This is a genomic window from Chromatiaceae bacterium, from assembly GCA_016714645.1.
GTDB lineage: Bacteria > Pseudomonadota > Gammaproteobacteria > Chromatiales > Chromatiaceae > M0108.
This window is the reverse complement of record JADKCI010000002.1, coordinates 28,243-45,931: the sequence shown is the minus strand read 5'-3', so window position 1 is coordinate 45,931 and position 17,689 is coordinate 28,243. Positions and strand designations below refer to the sequence as shown.

Annotated in this window: 24 protein-coding genes; 7 read left to right on the top strand and 17 right to left on the bottom strand. The window is 71.4% G+C overall.

Annotation, left to right across the window (positions count from 1 at the left end):
* Positions 1 to 22: 22 nt before the first annotated feature.
* The 9 genes from brxC to IPN92_07115 all read right to left on the bottom strand — a co-directional run bounded on the left by brxC (position 23) and on the right by IPN92_07115 (position 9,818).
* Positions 23 to 3,226 carry a BREX system P-loop protein BrxC gene (brxC, locus tag IPN92_07155; GenBank protein MBK8638067.1) on the bottom strand — a complete coding sequence of 1,068 codons (3,204 nt, stop codon included), beginning with the start codon at positions 3,224 to 3,226 and terminating at the stop codon, positions 23 to 25.
* Between the two features lie 235 nt (positions 3,227 to 3,461).
* Positions 3,462 to 3,644 (bottom strand): hypothetical protein, encoded by a 183-nt coding sequence (locus tag IPN92_07150; protein ID MBK8638066.1) that lies wholly within the window; start codon positions 3,642 to 3,644, stop codon positions 3,462 to 3,464.
* 221 nt (positions 3,645 to 3,865) lie between these two features.
* Positions 3,866 to 4,111, bottom strand: coding sequence for a hypothetical protein (locus IPN92_07145; GenBank protein ID MBK8638065.1), 246 nt, complete (start codon positions 4,109 to 4,111; stop codon positions 3,866 to 3,868).
* Positions 4,104 to 4,358, bottom strand: coding sequence for a hypothetical protein (locus IPN92_07140; protein ID MBK8638064.1), 255 nt, complete (start codon positions 4,356 to 4,358; stop codon positions 4,104 to 4,106). Before IPN92_07140 ends, IPN92_07145 begins: the two co-directional genes overlap by 8 nt.
* The gene (locus IPN92_07135; protein ID MBK8638063.1) at positions 4,351 to 4,950 is read right to left on the bottom strand and encodes a hypothetical protein; all 600 of its coding nucleotides are present in this window, start codon (positions 4,948 to 4,950) and stop codon (positions 4,351 to 4,353) included. Before IPN92_07135 ends, IPN92_07140 begins: the two co-directional genes overlap by 8 nt.
* Positions 4,947 to 5,486, bottom strand: coding sequence for a regulatory protein GemA (locus IPN92_07130; GenBank protein ID MBK8638062.1), 540 nt, complete (start codon positions 5,484 to 5,486; stop codon positions 4,947 to 4,949). Before IPN92_07130 ends, IPN92_07135 begins: the two co-directional genes overlap by 4 nt.
* On the bottom strand, positions 5,483 to 6,787 hold the full coding sequence (locus tag IPN92_07125) for an AAA family ATPase (GenBank protein MBK8638061.1): 1,305 nt from the start codon (positions 6,785 to 6,787) through the stop codon (positions 5,483 to 5,485). Before IPN92_07125 ends, IPN92_07130 begins: the two co-directional genes overlap by 4 nt.
* A 20-nt stretch (positions 6,788 to 6,807) precedes the next feature.
* Entirely contained in the window at positions 6,808 to 8,739 is a 1,932-nt protein-coding gene (locus IPN92_07120; protein MBK8638060.1) for a DDE-type integrase/transposase/recombinase, read from the bottom strand.
* A 98-nt stretch (positions 8,740 to 8,837) separates the two neighbouring features.
* Positions 8,838 to 9,818, bottom strand: a complete 981-nt coding sequence (locus tag IPN92_07115; protein ID MBK8638059.1) for a hypothetical protein — start codon at positions 9,816 to 9,818, stop codon at positions 8,838 to 8,840.
* Between the two features lie 91 nt (positions 9,819 to 9,909).
* On the opposite strand from IPN92_07115, the gene IPN92_07110 reads away from it, so the two are divergent.
* Positions 9,910 to 10,209 (top strand): hypothetical protein, encoded by a 300-nt coding sequence (locus tag IPN92_07110; GenBank protein ID MBK8638058.1) that lies wholly within the window; start codon positions 9,910 to 9,912, stop codon positions 10,207 to 10,209.
* 258 nt (positions 10,210 to 10,467) lie between these two features.
* Here IPN92_07110 and IPN92_07105 read toward each other — a convergent pair whose 3' ends face one another.
* Genes IPN92_07105 through IPN92_07070 form a run of 8 tightly spaced genes read right to left on the bottom strand, consistent with a single transcriptional unit; the run spans position 10,468 to position 14,866 of the window.
* Positions 10,468 to 10,782, bottom strand: a complete 315-nt coding sequence (locus IPN92_07105) for a helix-turn-helix domain-containing protein (protein ID MBK8638057.1) — start codon at positions 10,780 to 10,782, stop codon at positions 10,468 to 10,470.
* Positions 10,779 to 11,411 carry a DUF3164 family protein gene (locus tag IPN92_07100; GenBank protein MBK8638056.1) on the bottom strand — a complete coding sequence of 211 codons (633 nt, stop codon included), beginning with the start codon at positions 11,409 to 11,411 and terminating at the stop codon, positions 10,779 to 10,781. The genes IPN92_07105 and IPN92_07100 overlap by 4 nt, the downstream gene beginning before the upstream one ends.
* A gap of 53 nt (positions 11,412 to 11,464) precedes the next feature.
* Entirely contained in the window at positions 11,465 to 12,247 is a 783-nt protein-coding gene (locus tag IPN92_07095; protein ID MBK8638055.1) for a hypothetical protein, read from the bottom strand.
* Positions 12,244 to 12,543, bottom strand: coding sequence for a hypothetical protein (locus IPN92_07090; protein MBK8638054.1), 300 nt, complete (start codon positions 12,541 to 12,543; stop codon positions 12,244 to 12,246). The genes IPN92_07095 and IPN92_07090 overlap by 4 nt, the downstream gene beginning before the upstream one ends.
* Complete coding sequence (locus tag IPN92_07085) at positions 12,540 to 12,992, bottom strand: Rha family transcriptional regulator (protein ID MBK8638053.1); 453 nt, start codon at positions 12,990 to 12,992, stop codon at positions 12,540 to 12,542. The genes IPN92_07090 and IPN92_07085 overlap by 4 nt, the downstream gene beginning before the upstream one ends.
* Positions 12,992 to 13,921, bottom strand: coding sequence for a Rha family transcriptional regulator (locus tag IPN92_07080; GenBank protein ID MBK8638052.1), 930 nt, complete (start codon positions 13,919 to 13,921; stop codon positions 12,992 to 12,994). Before IPN92_07080 ends, IPN92_07085 begins: the two co-directional genes overlap by 1 nt.
* 4 nt (positions 13,922 to 13,925) lie before the next feature.
* Positions 13,926 to 14,525 carry a hypothetical protein gene (locus tag IPN92_07075; protein MBK8638051.1) on the bottom strand — a complete coding sequence of 200 codons (600 nt, stop codon included), beginning with the start codon at positions 14,523 to 14,525 and terminating at the stop codon, positions 13,926 to 13,928.
* On the bottom strand, positions 14,522 to 14,866 hold the full coding sequence (locus tag IPN92_07070; GenBank protein ID MBK8638050.1) for a hypothetical protein: 345 nt from the start codon (positions 14,864 to 14,866) through the stop codon (positions 14,522 to 14,524). Before IPN92_07070 ends, IPN92_07075 begins: the two co-directional genes overlap by 4 nt.
* Before the next feature lie 53 nt (positions 14,867 to 14,919).
* Between IPN92_07070 and IPN92_07065 the strand changes: the two genes are divergently transcribed.
* The 6 genes from IPN92_07065 to IPN92_07040 all read left to right on the top strand — a co-directional run bounded on the left by IPN92_07065 (position 14,920) and on the right by IPN92_07040 (position 17,687).
* The gene (locus tag IPN92_07065) at positions 14,920 to 15,360 is read left to right on the top strand and encodes a helix-turn-helix domain containing protein (protein ID MBK8638049.1); all 441 of its coding nucleotides are present in this window, start codon (positions 14,920 to 14,922) and stop codon (positions 15,358 to 15,360) included.
* 338 nt (positions 15,361 to 15,698) lie between these two features.
* Positions 15,699 to 16,238 (top strand): glycoside hydrolase family 108 protein, encoded by a 540-nt coding sequence (locus IPN92_07060; protein MBK8638048.1) that lies wholly within the window; start codon positions 15,699 to 15,701, stop codon positions 16,236 to 16,238.
* Positions 16,235 to 16,609 carry a hypothetical protein gene (locus tag IPN92_07055; GenBank protein ID MBK8638047.1) on the top strand — a complete coding sequence of 125 codons (375 nt, stop codon included), beginning with the start codon at positions 16,235 to 16,237 and terminating at the stop codon, positions 16,607 to 16,609. Before IPN92_07060 ends, IPN92_07055 begins: the two co-directional genes overlap by 4 nt.
* A gap of 54 nt (positions 16,610 to 16,663) precedes the next feature.
* Complete coding sequence (locus IPN92_07050; GenBank protein ID MBK8638046.1) at positions 16,664 to 16,966, top strand: hypothetical protein; 303 nt, start codon at positions 16,664 to 16,666, stop codon at positions 16,964 to 16,966.
* On the top strand, positions 16,963 to 17,394 hold the full coding sequence (locus tag IPN92_07045; GenBank protein ID MBK8638045.1) for a hypothetical protein: 432 nt from the start codon (positions 16,963 to 16,965) through the stop codon (positions 17,392 to 17,394). The genes IPN92_07050 and IPN92_07045 overlap by 4 nt, the downstream gene beginning before the upstream one ends.
* Entirely contained in the window at positions 17,391 to 17,687 is a 297-nt protein-coding gene (locus IPN92_07040; protein MBK8638044.1) for an ArsR family transcriptional regulator, read from the top strand. Before IPN92_07045 ends, IPN92_07040 begins: the two co-directional genes overlap by 4 nt.
* Positions 17,688 to 17,689 lie beyond the last annotated feature (2 nt).

The window sequence follows — 17,689 nt, the reverse complement described above, 5'->3', positions numbered from 1 at the left end:
GCATGCGTCCCCGGAGATGGGCTCAACGAATCTCCACGCGTTCGTGATTGCCGATCGCCGACTCAAGCGCTTTCCGCAGCTTGTCCAGGTAGGCATCCACATCGGCTTGCGTCTCCAGATAGGTCTTGGGCGCCAATGCCGCCGCTCTGACGACGCGCCGTGGCTTGACCGTGGCTTTAGGTGGCGCATCGTCGCGATCATGAACCAGCGGCTGGACGGGTGGTCCCGCCGCCTCGATCCGGGCGAAGGCGGCGTCGCCGAGGTCGATGGCCTGCTGGGCCGCCTGGCTGATATGCGCGAGGCTGAACTGGCTCTCGACCTGGCCCCTGAGCTGCCGCAAGGGGTAGAGACACTGGTTGCGCAGGTCGCCACTGGCCTTGGCCTCATCCAGTTCCACCTGGATCTTGGCAAGTTGGGCGTCGATACCGGGCAGGATCTGGTCGCGGCGCTGGGTCACCAGGGCGTCGTTGACCCGCTCGACGATTTGGATCAGGGCCTCGGCCTCTTTGACCAGGCCATAGGGCGCCGCGGCACTAAGGATCTCCTGGATGCGCGCGAGGGCTTTGGCAGCCGCGCCGTCCTGCTCCAGCCCGTCGCGGTTGGGCCGGAAGCGGGTTTGGGCCTGCCGCAGCTTCTCCCAGGTCGGGCGCTGGGTGTCGTAGAAGTTGGACAGTTCGTGGATATCGTCGGAGAGGTCTTGCAGGTCGGTCTGCCGCTCCAGGAATCGGGCGATGAGACCAAGGCTCTCGGACTCGGCGAGGAGCTTGGCGATCACACCCAGGGCGTCGGCGATCTCCGGACTACCCGGATAGTTGCCGGTCTCGGCCAGCGGCTGGTACTGGATGAGGTCGGTCCGCCAGCCACCCAGTTGTTGGCGCAGGTGGGCATCAAGGGCCTCTTCGCCGTCCGGGGCGATGTTGCCGAAAACCTCCTTCGCCAGGTGGCGCGCGCGCTGGAGTTGCCCCTGATCGACGCTCCGGCGTTTGACCACCAGGAGGCGCCGCCACTTGCTGGGGGCGATGACGGCCTCAAAGATCTTGTCGTTGGTCAGGGTGGCGCCGTCGATCACCAGACTGATGTCGCCCTTTCTGACCAGACGGACGACCAGCAGCACCACCTCCCACTCGGGCCAGCCGTAGGGACGCCGACCGAAGCGCGTCTCCACCAGGTCTTCCAGGACCATCTGCCTGTTGGCGCTGGCCATCAGGTTGACATAGCTCAGGAGTTCTTCGAGGGCCTGCTGGTTGCCCTGACCCGCTTCCAGCGAGAACCCCAGATCGTCCACGTCGGTGGCGCCGAGCACGGCCTTGATCTCGGCTTGGGGATTGGCGGAGAGGTGCGCGAGGTAGCCGAGCTTGTTGAAGCTGTTGCGGATCAGGTAATTCAGGGCATCGGTCACCGCCGTGGCGGCGGTGCCGCCCTTGGGCTGGAGCGGCTGACCGGCGGCGTAATAGCCGGCCTCCCGGCACAACCGCTCCAGTTGCAGAACCAGACGCTGACGGCGCTCGCGATTTTCTTCCTGACGTTCACGCAGGATCTTGACCGTGGTCGTGGCGGCGGTGCCATCGTTGCGGCGGCCCACGTACTTATCGGTCTGCAGGTAGGTGCGCAGCTCCCGCCCCAGGGACTTGTCATCGTCCAACCGAAGGATAAGCTGGCCGCCCTCGGCGGCACTCTGGAGGGTACATTTGCCGTCGTTGTAGAGGGCGTAATCGTCCGCCAGGGGGGTAACGACGGACAGCACCAGATCGCCCTCGGTGCGGGCGCCGTGGGGGTGCAGGTCGCACAGGCGGTTGAGGCCGAAGTCCTTGTGGTTATCGGCGAAGCGGTGTTTGCGGAGACCTTTGATCACGTCCTCGAAGAGCAGCTCGCCCAGGAATTTGGCCTCTTCCGCCGAGTTCAGATCGACATCCTTGATTTCTCGGCTGATGTCGCGCTCCTCGTTGGTGAGGAAAAAGAAGTCCTCGCCGTTGCGCCCGATCACGGTTTCCTTTTCCAGGCGCTGGAGGCTGGCCTCGATCTGGTGGCGTAGCGCCAGACGATCGGCGTCGATGCGGTCGATGAAGAGCGTCACCAGGTTGTCCAGGCTGCCGCGGATCTCGTCGACATAGCGGATCAGGAACAGAGTCTTGAGGACCAGGACATCGAAGGGGTCCAGTTTGTCGTTGCCGGCGGCGTGGTCGATGGTCGATTTGACGATGCCTTCGAGGAAGCTCTCGATGGCGGGATAGAAGCGGTGGAGCGGCACCAGCACGCCGACCGCCGCGCCCGAGAGTTGCACGGCGGCGGACTGGAAGGCGTCGAGCATGGAACGCTCGCCACGCGCCAGATGCAGGCCGGTGACGCCGTGGCGGCGGATGGCCTCGAAGACCTTCTGCACCAACTGGAATTGATAAGGCGCAAAGGGATAGACGCTGACGAAGTCCAGGGCATGGGCATAGGGCTTGAAGGTCATGCCGACGTGACTGAAGCTGAGCTGGTTCTTGAGGATGTCCGCCTGATCGCGGTAAACGGTGGCGAGAGTCGCTTGGGCGGCCGGGGTCTTGCTCAGGAGCCGCTTCTGGATCACCTCATCGACATTGGCGCTGGACAGCGACAGCCGGGTCTTGAAGCGGCCCTGAATCTTGGAGAAGTCGTTGGCCCGGGCGGCACGCACCTCGCCCAGCACGGCATCGATGTCTTCCTGTGAGGTCACCACGACCCAGGCCCGGCCGGCGCAGGCGGTGCCGAGGTTCTCGGTGATGGTTTGCAGGTTGAGCATAAGGTGGGTGTCCTGGCCGATGAACTGACCGATCTCGTCCACCAGGAAGAGCAGACGGTGCGCGGGTCCGCGGCTGTCCAGATACTCCCGGACCCAGCGGGCAAAGTTCTCGACCGTGAGCAGGGATTTGAAGTCCTCTTCCGACTTGTCGAGCCAGGCGCGCGCGCCTTCCGGGGTCATGCCCAGCGTCTCCGACAGGGCCTGCACCAGTTCGTCGGCATAGAAGCTGTAGCCGTCGCGCTCCTGTTCCCAGTCGACACCGGCGGCGGTGCGAAAAGCGGTCTTGAAGATGTCCAGCTTGCCCTGCGCGTCGAGACGCCGCTCCAGCTCGGCGATATGCGGATGATCGCCGCTGTAGCCGCGCTTCTGATTAAAGACCTTGAGAAAGACCCGCAGGATGATGTCGCGCCCACTGCCGCTGTCGGCCTTGCTGTCGATGTTGAACAGGATGATGAGCACGTGCACGAAAAATAAACGCCGCGCGCACGAAAATTGGCCGGAAGAGGCCGGAAGAAGGTGGATTTAGCGAGACGAAAATAGAAATGAATTGCGCAGGGCGCAACAACTGGGAAAGCCAAAAATCGCCCTTAACCGCCGCCCTCGGATCGTCCCAATTTGGGACAATTGGCCGGGCCAACCGAACGCCCGAACGCCCGTTCTGACGACCGAATCTCCGTTCCTCTCTGTCAAGGGCTAACCCCTATAATTGCAGTGGCAACTGCGCGGCTCGGCCGTCCGTGGCCGGGGGTGGCGCCGGCCGGGCCAGGATCTCGCGCACCCGGCGCAGATAGAGGCCCTCGGCGGCGGCAATGGCGTTGGCGGTCTCGCCGGCGGCGGCGCGGGCGCGCACCCGGGCGGCGCGCTCAGCCCAGGACTCGCGCATCAGGCGCGGGATGTCCAGCTCCTCGCCGCGAAATTCCGTCTGCAGGGCGGCATAGATGGCGGCGCCCAGGCGCTGGGCCAGGGCGCTGTCCGGCTGGGGCCGGCTGTGGACGCGCAGCCGCTGGCCGCCATAGGCGGCGACCAGGTGACGCAGCCCGGCCTCGCCGAGGGCCGCCGCCAGCGCCTGGGTCAGGGGGCCGCGCCCGGGGCCCGGGACGGCGCTCAGGGCCGCCCCTCCACCCGCTGGAGCGCGGCGGCGAGGCGGTCCAGCTCCGCCTCCAGGTCGCGTAGGGCGGCGGCCAGCTCCGCCTCGTCCGCGCTCGGGGCCGCGCGCCGCGCCGCGGCGGCCCGGTCCGCCGCCCGCCGCGCCCAGCGCTCGTCCAGCCAGGTGGTGGTCCAGGCCACCAGGGCGATGGCGCCGCCGATCCCCAGGGCCGCCAGGGCCGCGCTGTTCAGGAGTTCATCCATGTATTGGTCCCCCGAGCGCCTCCCGGTCCAGGCACACCAGGAGCCGGTCCGCGGCGCGGCGCCAGCGCACGCCGTGGCGGATGAGGGTGCCGGAATCGGTGCGGACGCTAGCCAGCCCCGCCGGGAGCTGGCAGAGGGACAGGTCCTCCAGCAGGGCGTCGCCGCTGTCGAGGACCTCCAGCAGGGCGGCGGCCAGGTCGTCGGGGGGCGGGAGGGGCCGGCCGTAGCCGAGGCGGACTTCAGTCATGGGGGGTCTCCGGGGCGGTGGGTAACTGGAGGGCCGCCACCAGGGCGCCGAGGGCGGCGGGGCGGGCGCGGGGGGGCCGCGGGGCCGGGCGCGGGGGCGCCGGGACCGGGGCGTCCGGGCCGCCGCGATCGAGCACGGCGGGCCGGTGGCTGGGGTGCAGGGGGCGATCGGCGGCGGCGCTGGCGTTGGCGCCCCGCGCCTGGCGATAGACGATCTCGCACAGCAGGCCGTGGCCGCTCAGGGGTAGCGTCAGGGTGCCGGCGTCGCGGCTGGCCAGGATGGCGGTCAGGCCGGCGCCCCAGGCCGCCAGGGGCGCGGCGCGGCTGTCGCCGTGGCGGGTGACCTGGCCGCTGGTGAGCAGGGCCTGGAGCTCCGCCAGCAGGCGCGCCAGCTTGGCGGCGGCGAGCCGCCGCCGGGGCCGCCCGGGTACCCCCAGGGGGGCGTGCAGCCCCAGATAGGGGACGACCAGCTCCGCCACCTCGGCGGGGAGGCGCAGGGCGGCGCCGAGGGCAACGCGGTGGGTGGCGTCCGCCAGGAACAGCTCCAGGGGGCCGCTCTCGCCGCAGGCCCAGCAGGTGCCGGCGAGGCTCATGGCGCTGTCCGGCGGCCGCGGCGCCGCTGGTCGATGATGAGCATCTGCGCCAGCTTGCGCAGTTGTTCCCAGTCCAGCCATTCCCAGCGCGGCAGGCCGAAACTCCGGTCGGCGATGGCGTCGGCGTAGGCGTCGGGGCGGCGGGCATCGGCGAGCAGGGCGCGGACCTTGCTGGTCAGGTCGACCTTGGGGCGGGCCGGCCGGGTGGCGCGCACCCCCTTGGGCAGGGTGGGCCGCCAGCCGCCGCGCTGGTAGTCGGCGAGCAGGGCCTCGCGCTCGCGGCGGTCGAGACCGGCGGCGCTGCTGACGCGCCCACCGCTGAGGGCCACGATGCCGGCGCGGTAGCTGTGCTCGTCCAGGTCCAGGGCCTTGGCCGCCAGGTGGATCTGGGCGAGCTGGCGGCTGCGCCGCGCCTGTTCCCGGGCCAGGCGCTCCGTCAGGGCGGCGCGGGCCGGGTCCGCGTCCAGACCGGCGGCCAGGCGTGCCTGGAGGGCGGCCAGGTCGGGGGCCGGGCTGGGCGGGGTCGGGGCGCTCATGTCCGCACCGCCCGCACCGCCGCGGCGGTGATGCGGGGAGCGCCGGCGGCCTGGGCCAGGCCGAGGGCGGCGGCGAACAGATTGCCGGCGGCTAGCGGGTAGGCGCGGCTACCCAGGCCGCCCCCGGTGGCCGCGGCGGTGATGCCGAGGCGGGCGCGCAGGGCGTCCAGGCCGTCGGGGGTGATGAGGTCCGCCAGGGCGCGCCCGGCGGCCTGGAGCTTGTGGCCCAGATAGGCCTCCAACTGGTCGTCCAGGGGGTCGAGGGTGACGACTTCGCAGCGCTGCACCACCTCGCGCACCTCCGGGTTGCGCTCACTCAGGCGCAGCCCCAGCTCGGGCTGGCCGAGGAGCAGGATGGCCAGCAGCCGGCTGAAGCCGTGCTTGATCTCCAGCAGGCGCTTGAGGTGCTTGAGGGTGGCGATGGGCATGGCGTGGGCCTCGTCGAAGGCCAGGCAGACCGCCTTGCCGCTCTCGCGGGCGGCGATGAGGGCGGCGCGCAGTTGCTGGGCGCGGGCCTGGGGGCTCTGGCGCAGGCGGGCGTCGGGGGCCAGGGCGTGGATGATGGCCTCCTGGATGTGGCCGACCCGCAGCACCCGGCCCTGGGTGTCGGTGGCCTCCATGCCGGTCACGTCGGGGCGCACCAGTACCAGGGGCGCGCCCTCGCGGCGGATGCGGTCCTCGATGTCGTCGAGCAGGGTGGTCTTGCCGGAGCCGGACTCGCCGACCACCGCCAGCAGCCCGCCATGGCGGGCGGTGGTCCACAGGGATTCGCGCACGTAGCGGATGTCGGGGCTCTCGAAGACGTCGGCGTGGGACGCCAGATCGCGCGCGAAGGGGTCGCAGCTCAGGCCAAAGTGGCGGCGGGCGGCTTGATGCAGGGGTTGGCGGCGCAGTAGCATGTCAGGGTCCTCTGAAGTGATGTGATGGTACGCGCCACGCGCGGGGCTAGCCGGCCCCGCCGTGGCCTCCGGACCCGCCAGCGGGTCCTGGTCCTGGGGCCACGTGGGCCGCCAGGCGGCGGCCGGCCTCTCCCTGTTCGCCTCGTCCGCCGCGTCCGTCGCGTCCGTCTCCCACGCCGCCACCCCCGGCGCCACCCCCTGGGCGAGCAACCAGTCCCGCACCGTCTCGTCGCGGGCCGCCGCTGGGCGGCGCCCCTGGTTGAGCCAATGGGTCACGGTGCTGGCCGCCAGCCCCAGGCCCTGGGCCAGGGCGCGGCGGGTCAGGCCGTGGCGGCGCAACAGCCGCGCCAGGTGGGCGCCGCGCGCCGTTTCGACCGCGCGGGTCTCGTCATCGTCTCGCATCGCGTTTCTCCTCCTCTCGGTTAGCGCACCAGGCGCAGGCCGGCGGCCTGCGCGAGCTCGGGCGCGGGTTCGTCCGCCGGGGCGCCCGGCGCGCATTCGCGGGCCAGGGCCTCCAGGGCGTCCACCGGGACGCCCGCGGCATAGCGTTGGGCCAGCCACTGGTATTGGTCCGGCCCCCAGGAGCCGCCCAGGGCCTGGACCCGCGGCGCCAGGCGCAGGGCGGCGTCCAGGGGGTCGAGCAGCTCGGTGGCCAGCACCGGGGCGGTGACCCGGTGCTCGGTGCCGCGTTGGGGCAGCCAGGTGATGGGCGGGGCGGTCTCCGCGGCGCGGTAGGGGTCCACCCCGCGCCCCTCATCCAGGTGGGCCAGCGGCTGAAAGTCCTTGCGGCGGCGTGCCCGCTCGTCCTCCTTCAGGCTCTCCGTACCGCTGGCGAGCAGGGCCAGGCGCTTGCGGTTGCGGTCGATCTGGGTGTCCGGCAGGCGGGCATAGGCCTCGCCATCCAGCGGCGCCTCGCTATCGAAGCCCCAGTCGTCGCGCTCGACCATGGGCAGTGGCTGATAGCGGGTCAGGCCGGTCTCCGGATCGGTCAGCACCGCCACGGCGTGGCCGGTGCCCGCCGCGCCCAGCAGCGGGCACCACAGCACCGCGAGCTTGGCGCCGATGGCCACCCCCGGCAGGTCCTGGACGCGCCAGCGCTGGCCGCGATAGGCGACGGTCAGGTCCCCGCCCACCTTGGGGGTCGCCGGGGCCTGGGTGGCCAGGGCCCGCAGCACGGCCTCGCCCTCGGTGAGGCGCAGTTGCTCGGGGGTGATCCTGGCCCAGGCGGCATAGCGGGTCAGGCCGTGACGGCCCACCACCTGGTGGGCCCCGTAGTGGGCCTGATAGGTCTCCGCCAGGGCGTTGAGGTCGTTGAAATCCTTGATCCGGTGGCTCTGATGGCGCAGCCCGGACTCGAACACCGTCTCGATGCGGTTCTGGGCCTGCTCCACGCTGCCCTTGGCCCGGGGATTCTTGGGCCGGGTGGGCGCCAGTTCGATGCCGAGCAGGTCGCACCAGCGCTGGACGGTGCCGGCGGCGGTGGCGCCGGGGTCCACCACCAGGCGGAAGGGCGCGCCCTGGACCGGGATGGCGGGGTTGGTCTTGGGCGCCACGGCCCAGGCCAGGAAGGCGACGGTGGTCGCCCCGCTCTCGGCGTGGGGGTAGTAGCGCCACAGGGTGGCGTTGGTGGTGTGGTCGGTCAGGACGTAGCGGATGACCCGCTCGGTGGCGATGGCCGCCAGGTGCTCGGGGCGGTTCTTGTAATGGCGGGTCGGGTCGATGTCCTGGATCAGGGCCCCGGTGGGCAGGTAGTAGACCACGCACACCGAGGCATCCACCTCCCAGCGCGCGTTGGGGTGCGCGGTGCGCAGGGCCTGGTGGGGGGTGGGCGCCCGCAGTTGCTCCGGATGCAGGCCGTAGCGGGTCAGGTAGCGGCTGATGGCCGACAGGGACAGGGGCTGGACCTCGCCGGTGGCCGGGTCCAGCCGCTCGGCCCGGATCAGGCCCTGGGTGCGCAGCGTCGCCACCGCCTGCTTGAGGGACATGAGCTGCTTGCCGTTGGCCCGCCCCGCCTCGCGCAGGCAGGTGCTGATCAGATCGGCCTCGGCCGCGGTGAGGGCCGCCCGGGCGGCGAGGGCGTCCGCGTCTGCCGGGGTGGCGGCCGGCGCCCCGGCCGCGTCCGCCGGGCGGTCCCGCGTGGCCTGCTCCTCTCGTTGCGCCACCAGGCGCGCCAGGCTGTCGGCGTGCTGGCGGCGCGGCCCGCGATGGCCCCGCAGCCAGGCCTGCACCGTCGCCGGGCAGACCCCCAGCGCCGCGGCGGCCTGGGCGATCAGGGCGCCGCGCCCGCCATGGGGGGCGGCGGCCAGGGCGGTGGCCAACTGGGCGAGGGCGGCGTGTTGGGCGGGGCTGGGCATGGGGCTTCCCGGGGGTGAGTGGGGCGCCGCGGCCAAAAGCGTCAATTTGGCGCTTATTAGTCGCGATTTAGGTTCCGTCTCCAACCTGTTGATTCTGGTTAGTTGATGCGCCGCGGCGGGTCATGGCCCTCCTCGGCCGCCGCCTTGGCCGCGATCTCGGCATTGACGGCGTCCCAGATGTCCGCATCCGGCGTGGCCCGCCCGCGCGGGATGTCGGCGCCGTAGCGCAGCAGCAGCGACTCGATATCGCCCGCCAGTTGCCCCAGGTGCCCGGCGATCAGGTCGTGGACCGGCTCGCCGCTGGCGCGGCCATGCTCGAGCAGGGCCTCGATGGCCGGCGGCAGCTCGCCCACCAGGTCCATCTCGCAGTGGAAGACCCGCCGCGACAGCTCGGCGCGCACCGCCAGGCCATGGGCCTCCAGGTCGGCGTGGGGGATGGCCTCGGCGGGCTGGCGCTTGGCCAGCGCCGTGTCCAGGTCGTCGATCTTCTTGCTCTTCACCTCCAGCAGGCGCTCCTTGGCGGCGACGGTCTCCCGGGCGTCGCGCAGGGCGGCGCGCAGTTGGGTGGCGGTCATGCACTCCACCGCGTCCAGGGTCAGGCCGGCGACGGTGCCGCCGCCCAGCAAGTCGCCGGCCTCGTCGTCATCAAAAACCAACAACTCCAACATCTTGGAAGCGGAACCTAAATGGCGGCTCATAAGCGCCAAATTGACGCTTTTGGCCGTCTTGTAGGCCGCCATCATGAAGCGCTGGGCGGTGCGCTTGGTAATGCCCAGCGTCGCGAGGGTCGGCAGCCAGGCGCCGCGGTCGGTCAGCTCCTGGAGCAGTAGCAGGCATTTGCCGAGCGCCAGGCAGTCCTCGACGGTGCGCCGCTGGTAGATCCGCACACCGTCCATCAGGGCGGCGGGGGTCAGTTCGCCGTCATAGGCGAGTTGGGTGGCGAGCTGGGTGGCCTGCTCCCGGCGCTGGGCGTCGAGGGCCGCCATCTGGCGTTCCGCGGCCAGCGCCTCGGGCCGGATCTGGATGGCATCCTCGGCGCGGATGAGGTCGGTGGGGAGGGTCAGTGCGGTGCGGGCCATGGGGGGCTCCTAGGGGTTAAATTTGGCGGGGACGCCCGCCCCGGATACGCTGTGGGTTCCTACACCTAACAGGCTCCGAGGAGGGGTCCCCATGAACATCGACGACTTGCCAGACAACGCCATCATTGCCGGCGGCGACCCGGGCGATTACCCGCCGTGGGATGCGGCTCGTCAGGACGGCGAACTGCAGGCCCTGCGGTTTGCGTTTTGTCAGTTGGCGCAGGGCCTGCACCGCGCGGGGGTCCTGGATCTGGCTGTTCTGCGCGCTGGCCTTGGCGACGGGGAAGTTTGGTTCCGCGATCAGCCAGAGACCCTGAGGTCAAGCCGCTGGATCGAGCAGACCCTGGCCTATACGCTAAAGAAATCAGGCCCGTTTCGACCGCGCCGATGAACGGGAGCCCCAGCAACAACCGCTGGACTTCCGCCTCTCCGTACCCCGCCTCCGGATGGATCTGTACCAGGCCACGGCTGGCGAGGCCTGTCAGCGTCGCCACCACCTCGGGGCTCAACTCCCGCAGCCAGGCGAATGGCGTCCCTGCCGGAACCCGGCGGGCCGGGGCGATAGCGGTTTCGAGAAGGGGCGCGTCGGTCGGAAAGCCCCAGGCGTCGTGGTGGCGGTCGGGCGGTGGGTGGGCGTGCATGGCGTCTCCTAATTCAGCGGGGTGGTAATGCGGGCGGTGAGCTCCTGGGTACGCTGGGTGGCGGACTCCAGGCTGCGCAGGATGCCGACGGCGTATTGGGCCAGGCGCACGCTGGGGCGCACCCGGCCGGTGACGGTCAGGCGCTCCAGGCAGCCGCGCTCCTCCAGCGTCGCCAGGTAGCGGGTGACGGCGGAGGCGCTCAGGCCCAGGGCGCGGGCGATGTCCGAGGGCGACAGGCCCGCCGCGAAATCGGCGCGCATCAGCAACAGCAGTACGTCCAGCACCCGCCCGGCGCTCTCGACGCGGGCGTTGCCGGCACTCATGGCGCCACCGCCGCGGGCGCCGCCGGGGCGATGGCGGAGAAGTCCATCACCACCTGGCGCCAGGGCTGGCTGGCGTCGTCGCGTTCGTAGGCGCGAAAGTAGGTGACGCTGCCCTGGGCCTGGAGGCTGTCGCGGATAGCGCTCTGGGCCGAACGCCAGCGCGGGTCATCGATGCGCACCGCGATGAAGTCGAGCAGGCGGGCGACGTTGAGCTGGCCGGTCTTGGGGTGGCGGCGGAAGGCGCGATCGACGATGGCCACCAGGGCCGGGGTGGCGTCGCGGGTGGCCTCGGCCAGGTAGGCGCGCACCAGGCCCTCGGCGGCGTGGATCTGCTCGCCGACCACCACGCGGTCGGCGCTGACGCGCTCGATCTTGCGCCGGCCGTCGTAGCTGACGAGGACGACGTTGCCGTGCTTGCCGGTGATGGCGATGTCGTACTCGCTGGCGACCAGGGCGATGTGCTCCGCCAGGCGGTCGAGCAGCTCGGCCTTGAGAATCGCTAGCTCGCCGCTGAGGAGGCGCATGTCCTCCACCAGGTCGTGGACCAGCTCGTCGCGCAGCCGCTCGACTTCGGGGATGTTGGGGATGGGCACCAGGCGGCCCTGGGCGTCGATCCGGTAATCGTTCATGTTGAAGGTGACGCGGGCGGGGACGCTGGCGTCAGCGGCGGGGGTGATGGCGGTCATGGGCGGTCTCCGATTGAGAGGGGATAGGGGGTGGCGGTCGCGTAGGGGCCGGGGCGGGCGCCGGGCCACCAGGGCGGTTGGCCGCGCAGGCTGGCGGGGCGCGGCCAGGCCACCGCGGGGTCAAACAGGGCCTCGCGGGCGTCCTCGGGGTAATCGCCCCAGGCGCGGTCGCGAGTGTCCGGGGCCAGGGTGCGCGCCAGCAGGGCGCGGGCGTCGGCGGCGGCCTGCTGGCAGCGCGCGGCGGTCTGGCGCGCGGCGGCCTCCTGGTGCCGGCGTGCCCCCCCGGCGCTGCCGCCGGCCGCCCGGCCACAGGACCCGCAGCGCTGGTGGCCCAGCCGCTGGCGCTCGCGCAGGGCGGCATGGCTGAGCAGGTCGTCCCGCCCGCAGCAGTCATGGCGCACCTGGTACCAGGTGGTGGCCTGGGTGGTGCCGGCCACCGCCAGGAGCTGGATGGTCACCCCGCCTTCGGCCAGGGGCGCGCCCTCGGGGTAATAGCCCCAGGCGCGGTCGGCGGTCAGCACCGCGCCGCCCGCCGTCAGGCGCGCCGCCCGGCTGGCGAGGCGGCCGCAGGGCTGGCAGGTGCGCAGGCCCTGGGCGATGCGCTTCGCCAGGGAGTGGTGGGTGAGGGTGGCGTGCCGCCCGCAGCAGTCATAGCGCACCGCGTAGCGCTGCTCCCGCGTGGGGAGCGGGACCGGGCCGAGCCGCCCCAGGGGCGGGCCGAGGATGGTCAGGGCGGCGGCGGGCAGGGAGCCGACCGGGTACTGGGTGGGGGCCGTCATGCCGCCACCCCCCGGCTATACCAATAGACGCGCACCCCGCCGAGCTGGGCGATACAACACACCGGACCGCGCCCGCCGCGCGGTGGCGGCCGGTAGCCGTAGGCGGCGATGACGCCGGGGCCGGGCTCGGCGATGAGGATGGCCGGCGCCGGGTGGACGTGGGCGCTGTGGATGCGGGCGCCGCGCCACACCAGCTCGGCGCAGGCGGCCATGACGCGCAGGGCCAGGCGCAGGGTGGCGCGGCGGGCGGGCCGCGCCGCGGTCGGGGACGGCAGGGCGGACAGGGAGTGGCTCATGGCGCGATCCTCGGGGAGCTGCCGGCGGCCCGCCGGCGGGGGGTCTCGGGGGTGGTGAGCAGGCCCACCTGGCGCAGGCGGCGCAGGTTGCGGCTGATGGTCGAGGGGTGGCGGCCCAGGTCGCGGGCCATCTGGGCGCGGGTCTCGCCCAGGATGGCGGCCGTCCGCAGGTCGAGCCACAGGGGGTAACGGGCGTACCAGCCGGCGCGCAGGGTCGCCGCGTGGTTCCGGTACCAGGCGGCGTCCCGCTCGCGCACGGCGCGCAGCTCGGCCTCCAGCGCGCGGAAGGCGGCGAGAAAGCGGATCTTCCAGGCCAGGGCCTCCTTGCCGGTGAAGCCCATCGCCAAGAGGGCGAAACCGTCATGGCTGAGGCGGTACATTGGGCGGGTCTTTTTCTGCGCATCGAGGTAGGTCGCGGGCTCAAAATTGAGCCGGCGACACTCCTCCATCAGGGCGCCAGCCGGCCCAAAATTGGGCTGGCTAGACCCCTCACTCGGCCCAATTTTGGGCTCAGTGAACTCCTTGCTGGGCTCAAAATGAGCCCAGCGAACTCCTCGCTCGACCCAATTTGGGGCTCGCTAAGCAGGTCCTTAAGCAGGCTTTCCACGGCACGCAGCACGTGGGTATGGCGCTTATGGAAGTGCTCCGCCACCTGCAGGCTGGTGGTGAATACCCGGTCATCCTCGCAACTGACCAGGAGGGTCTCGGGGAAGAGGTCGGCGGTCATGGGGCTATCCTCTGAGGGGGCCGGCCACCCGCCGGCGGGGGTGAAGGGGGGGTTGGGCGCGGCCGCCGGGCAACGGTTGGTGCGGCCGCGGTCCAGTCGATGCCGGGGGGGATCTGGATGCCAAGGTCGAGGGAGAGGTCGCGGCGAATGCGGGCCTGGGTGCGGGTCTCCCCCTGGGTGGCGGGCCCACCGCAGGATCACCCGCTGAGCCGTTCCCGGTTCGTATCCACGTCCTCGTGCCCAGGCGGCGACGGTGAGATCACGCCGATAGAGCAATCCACGTAGTTGGAGAGCGGTCGCGTCCCGCTCGCGCACGGCGCGCAACTGGCGCTCCAGCTCGCGGAAGGCGGCGAGGAACTGCCACTTCCAGGCCAGCGCCGCGGGGCCGGTGAAACCCATGACCGCGATGGCAAAGCCGTCATGGGTCAACTCGTAGAACGGCTGGGTCTTGCCGCGCTCGTCGAGGTAATCTCGCGGTCCAAAATTGGACCGCCAAACGTCCTCAGGAGAGGCGTCGATGATGGCGCGGATGGTCCGTAGGACGTGCTGATGTTGCTTCCTGAAGTGCTCCGCAATCTTCAGGCTGGTGGTGAACACCCGGTCATGCTCGCAACTGACCAGGAGGGTCTCGGGGAAGAGGTCGGCGGTCATGGGGCTATCCTCTGACGGGGCCGGCGGCCCGCCGGCGGGGGGTCTCGGGGGTGGTGAGCAGGCCGACGGCGCGCATGCGGCGCAGGTTGCGGCCGATGGTCGAGGGGTGGCGGCCCAGGTCGCGGGCCATCTGCGCCCGGCTCTCGCCCAGGGCGGCGCCGGTCCGCAGGTCGAGCCACAGGGGGTAGCGGGCGTACCAGCCGGCGCGCAGGGTCGCGGCGTGGTCGCGGTACCAGGCGGCGTCCGCCGTCAGCTCGTGGGCGAAGTGGCGGGCCAGCACCCGGTCGCACTCCTGTTGATAGGCGATGACGGTGGCGCGGATCGCGGGGGCGACCTTGTTCGGGCTGATGGTCATCAGCCAGCCGAAGAGGCGCTCCAGGGGGATGAAGAGGTGCTCGCGCACCCGGTCATCTCCGGGTTGGCGCGTGGTGATTATCACCACGCGCCAACGGTCAAAATTGGCGGACAATTTGGCATGTTGGGACTTCCAGTCGAGCCCCATGCCCTCGACGACGGGGCGCATGGCGACCAACATCTGGTCGTCCTGCTCCAGGCAGAGCAGGTCGTGGTGACGGAAGCGAACGAACGAAAACCGAGAGCTCATGGCGCTGTCCTCTGACGGGGCCGGCCACCCGCCGGCGGGGTTGACGGGGGGGCGGTTGGCGTGGCCGTCGGGGGGAGCGGGATCAGCTCGGGGCCGAGTTCCTCCCGCAGCGCCCGCGCGATCTCGCGGGAGACGCCGCCCAGGGGCAGCCGGCCGCGGCGGTCGGGGTGATCGATCCAGCGATTGATCACGATGTACACCGAGGACGGCGCGTAGGCGTGGGCCTGGGCCCAGCTCAGGACCGACTGGCCGCGCGACCGGAGGGCGGCGATGACGCCGTGCGGGCTGGGCGCGGTCCAGGGTCGGCAGGGGGGGCGGTGATGGCGTATGCTTGTTTTCATAGTATGAAAGCATACGCCCTCATTTTGCGAACCGCAAGAGGATTTATCGAAAAATGCGAACCGCCGGGGACGTCCTAGATCGCCTGCGTCAAATCCTTGGCGTTAAAAACGACACTGATCTTGCTGAGGCGCTTGGAAAGGCCAAAAACACCATCAGTACGTGGCGAGCACGGAATACCAAACCGTTCGAAATTTGCGAACAGATCGCAGATCAACGGGGCATTTCGCTTGACTGGCTACTAACGGGTGAGGGCGAGATGTACCGCCCGTCCCCCGGTGCGCCAGCGCCGGACGCGACCCCGGCGCCGGTGATTCCGGCGGCCCTCGCGGGTTGGGATCGGCGCATCGCCGCCCTGCTGAGCCTCATCGCCCAACTGGACGACGGGAGCCGGGAGGCGGTGTTGGCGGAGTGCTACACACGCGCTGAAACGGCGCAACAGCTAGCCGCACTCCGCCAGGCCGTCGCCGTTCTGGAGACGCAACAACGTGCCTGAACCGGGCCCCGGCCCCCGGCCCCGGCCCGCCCTGAGGTTTCAGGACGTTTGGCGGCGCAATTTTGCGCCGCGAGATTACCTCGACGAGCGCGGATCGCCTCCGATGAGCCGGATCATCAGCCCAATTTTGAGCTGATGATCGCCAAGCAGTCGCCGCAAGGTGATCAGTAATCCCCGCAAGGTGGTAAGTAGTCGCCGCAAGGTGGTAAGTAATCCCCGCAGGCTGGCTAAGTAGTCGCCACCCGGTGGTCAGCCCCCCGGGTGCGGCACCGCGCCGCGCCCCACCCCCGGCGGGCCCTTAGGCTAGGGATACCCCCACCGGCCACCGCCCGCGACCCATGGACCAGAATCTACCCCGCGCCCTGGAGCTGATCCGCCACCTGGAGGGCGGCTATGTCCGCGACCCCCACGACCCCGGCGGCTGCACCAATCTGGGCATCACCCTGGGCACCTTTCGCGCCCACCTCAATCCCGGCGGCACCTGCGCCGATCTCAAAAAGCTGAGCTGGGCGCAGGCGGCGGAGGTCTATCGCCGCGGCTACTGGCGCCCGGCGCGGGGCCCCGACCTGCCCGCCGGGGTGGACCTGCTGGTGTTCGATACCGCGGTCCATGCCGGCCCCGGGCGCGCCCTGCGCCTGCTGCAGGCGGCCCTGGGGGCGCCGGAGACCGGGGCCCTGACCGCCGCCGACTGGACGGCGCTGGCCGCCACCGATGCCGAGGACCTGGTGCACACCCTGGTGGTGCAGCGCCTGGCCTGGCTGCGGCGGCTCAAGACCTGGCCGCACTTCAAAAACGGCTGGACCAACCGGGTGCTGGCGGCGCGGGATGCCGCCCTGGCCCTGATCGCCGAAAAAAAAACCCTGGAGACCCGCCGATGAGCCCCGCCCCCGCCCCGATCGCCGCCGACCCCGCCCCGGACCCCGCCCCTAAAGCGTGGTGGCAGTCCCGCGCCATCATCGGCGCCCTGGTGGTGGTCGCCGCCCAGGGCCTGCGGCTGACCGGCTGGGAGATCGACACCGAGGCCCTCACCGATGCCCTGCTTAACGCCCTCAGCCTGCTCGGCGCCGCCCTGGCCTGGTGGGGCCGCGTGCAGGCGACCCGCCCCATCAGCCGCCGCGTGGCGCCGGGCCTGGGTAGCGATCAGCCTCTGCGCCGGGCTGGTGGGCTGCGCCCAGCCGCCGGGGCCGCCGCGCCTGGCCTGCCGGCCGACCCTGGGCGGCCTGGCCCCCTCGATGCTCACTCATCCTGACCCCCGGGCACTGCGCCCGGGCCTGACCTGTACCTTCTGACCGCGGAGACCCCCATGAACGTGCTCGCCCGTCTCGTAACCTCATTGCTGGCCAAGCTGCCCCAGGCCCAGGTGCTGGCGGTGCTGCGCGCCGCCCTGCTGGGCTGGCTGGATGGCCGGATTCTGGATGCCATCGACGCCCTGGTGGCCCAGGCCCAGGGCCTGGAGCTGCTCGGCCCCGACAAGGCGGCCTGGGTGCACACCGAATTGCGGGTGTGGCTGCCGGACCTGGCGGCGCGCGCCGCCGGCTACCTGCTCAACCTGGCCATCGAGATCGCCGTGGCGCGCCTCAAGGCGGCGGGCGGTGGCGCGGCGTGAACGAGATCGACTGGGCGCACCTTGCCAGCGACTGGCTGCAATTCGTGGTGGCCGGGGCCTGTGGCGGGGGGCTGGCCCTGTGGGCCGCCCTAGGGCGGCGCGAGCGCGCCTTTCTCGCCCAGTTGCAGGGGCTGGCGACGCGCATCGCCGCCGAGCAGGCCCACCAGGACCAGTTGCTGACCAAGCTGGAGAACGGCCGGGTCACCACCGCGGAGTGCGTGGCCCGCGGCCAGCGGATGGCGGCGCTGGAGTCGGCGCTGCGCCTGGGGGTGAGCCACGAGGACCTCAAGCGCGCCCATGTGCGCATGGATACCTTCGAGTCCAAGCTGGGCCATATCACCGGCCTGCTGGAGGGCCTGGGGCACGCCCTGGAGCGCGTCGAACAACATCTACTGGCCCATGGCCCCCGCGCCGGAGACCACCCATGACCCCCCCTCGCGACTACCGCCAGGCCCTGATCGCGGATCAGCGCCTGTTAATCCTGCAACACCTGGCCGGGGCCGCCGACCAGTGCGCCCCCGCCGGCGCCCTGCGCGCGCCGCTGACGGCGGCCCGCCATCAGGTCAGCCACGACCAGTTGGACGCCCTGCTGCAGTGGCTGGACGAGGCGGGTCTGATCCAGGTGCTGGGCCAGGCGGCGCCGGTGGCGCGCCTGACGGTGCGCGGCGAGGATGTCGCCGCCGGCCTGGCGGCGCATCCGGGCGTGGCGGCCCCGGCCTGACC